Annotated in this window: 1 protein-coding gene; it reads right to left on the reverse strand. The window is 70.0% G+C overall.

Annotation, left to right across the window (positions count from 1 at the left end; translation table 11 throughout):
* Positions 1 to 102 precede the first annotated feature (102 nt).
* On the reverse strand, positions 103 to 1,584 hold the full coding sequence (locus ACFY4A_RS42555; protein ID WP_390834668.1) for an IS1182 family transposase: 1,482 nt from the start codon (positions 1,582 to 1,584) through the stop codon (positions 103 to 105).
* Positions 1,585 to 1,671 lie beyond the last annotated feature (87 nt).

A 1,671-nucleotide genomic window follows, 5' to 3' on the forward strand; every position in this document is an offset into this window, starting at 1 on the left:
CTAGGAGCGTGGGTCAGTAACGGGCAATTGGCCGGTCGGTCGTGATCGGTGTGATTGATTGCGGTCGGGCGGCGGGCCCGGGGTCCCGACCTGCCGGGCTGGTCACCCGGTCAGTGCGGTGAGCCCCGCCGTTCCGGCGTGTCGGAAGATCTTGCGGAGGTTGTGGCAGGCAGCCAGCAGCCGCCACTCGCCCCGCGCCCCGTTCTCGCCCCGCAGGAGGAGCCGGCGGCCGTTCTGGCAGATCATGATCTGGCCGAAGACGGGTTCGACGATGGCCTTGCGGCGGCTGTAGGCGGCCTTGCCGGGCTTGGTTCGCAGCTTGCGGGCCATCCGCTCCTTCAAGGTGGCGTCCTTGGGGATGCGTCCGCGGGGTGCGGGCGGGACCTGCTCGTCGTGCTTGAGTCGGCCGGTGGCCATGAACGTGTCCGTGCCGCAGGACAGTTGGCGCTTCTTCGCGGCTTCCAGGTTCGCCTCCGAGCAGTACCCGGCGTCGACCAGCGCCTGCCGGGGATGAGCGCCGGTGTTGTGCGCGGACTGGTCGAGCATCGTGGTGTAGTTCAGCGCGTCCGACGGGTTCGTCGTCACGTCGGCGGCGGTGATGACCTGGTGCTTGTCGTCGACGACGGCCTGGGCGTTGTAGGCCTGGATGTAGGCGCCGTCGCTGTTCTTCATGATCCGCGAGTCGGGGTCGGTGAAGTTGGCCTGCGCCTTGGGCTTGGGCCGGGCCTTGGCGGCGGCCTTCTCGCCGGCGTCGGTGACGGCCTGCTCGTCGGCGGCGCGGGCGCGCTCCTGGCGTCTGCGCTCGGTGCCCTCGGCGTGAGCGCGGGCCTTGTCGGCGGCCTCGGCCTCGATCTGCGCGCGGGCGGCCTGCAGCTTGGCCAGGCGCTTCTCCCGGCGGTCCAGCTCGGCGGGCAGGTCCACATCCTTGCCGTCGGCGCCGAATGCCTGGACCTCGGCGGTGTCGGTGGCCTCCGCCTCGGCCAGCAGAGCCCGGGCCTTGGCCTCCAGTTCGGCGATCTCGGCCTCGACGCGCTCCTCCTTGTCGGTCAGTCGGCCATAGCTCATCGCCTTGTGCTTGGAGGCGCTGGCCTCGAGCTTGGTGCCGTCCAGGGCGACGCGGCCCAGCTTGACCATGCCCAGCTTCTGCGCCAGGTGCAGTGACTGGAGGAACAGGTCGGCCAGCGCGTCCAGGTGGCGGCGGCGGAACCGGGCGATCGAGCGGAAGTCCGGGGCCTGGTCGGCGGCCAGGAACCGGAACGCGACATCGTCGGCGCACTTGCGCTCGATCGCCCGGGACGAGCGGATGCCGGTGGTGTAGCCGTAGATCAGCAGCCGCACCATCAGCCGCGGGTCGTAGGGCGGGTAGCCGCGCTTGTCGGTGTAGTCCGCCAGGACCGGGCCGAGGTCGAGCACCTCGTCGACCAGCTCGGCGACGAACCGTGCCAGGTGGTCCTCGGGCAGCCACTCGTCCAGCGACGGCGGCAGCAGCAGGACCTGGTGCGGATCGAACGCCCGGAACGTCTTGTCCACCGCCGCCGGACGACCCTGCGGCCGCTTCTTCTCCACCGGCTCGACCTCGAACAACCCATCGCCACCACCCATACCAACATCATCCTGCATGAATGATCACGAACCGCAGGCGGGTTGCCGGTTACTGAGACACGCTCCTAG

Origin of the sequence: Streptomyces sp. NPDC001292 (genome assembly GCF_042896465.1) — a bacterium.
GTDB lineage: Bacteria > Actinomycetota > Actinomycetes > Streptomycetales > Streptomycetaceae > Streptomyces.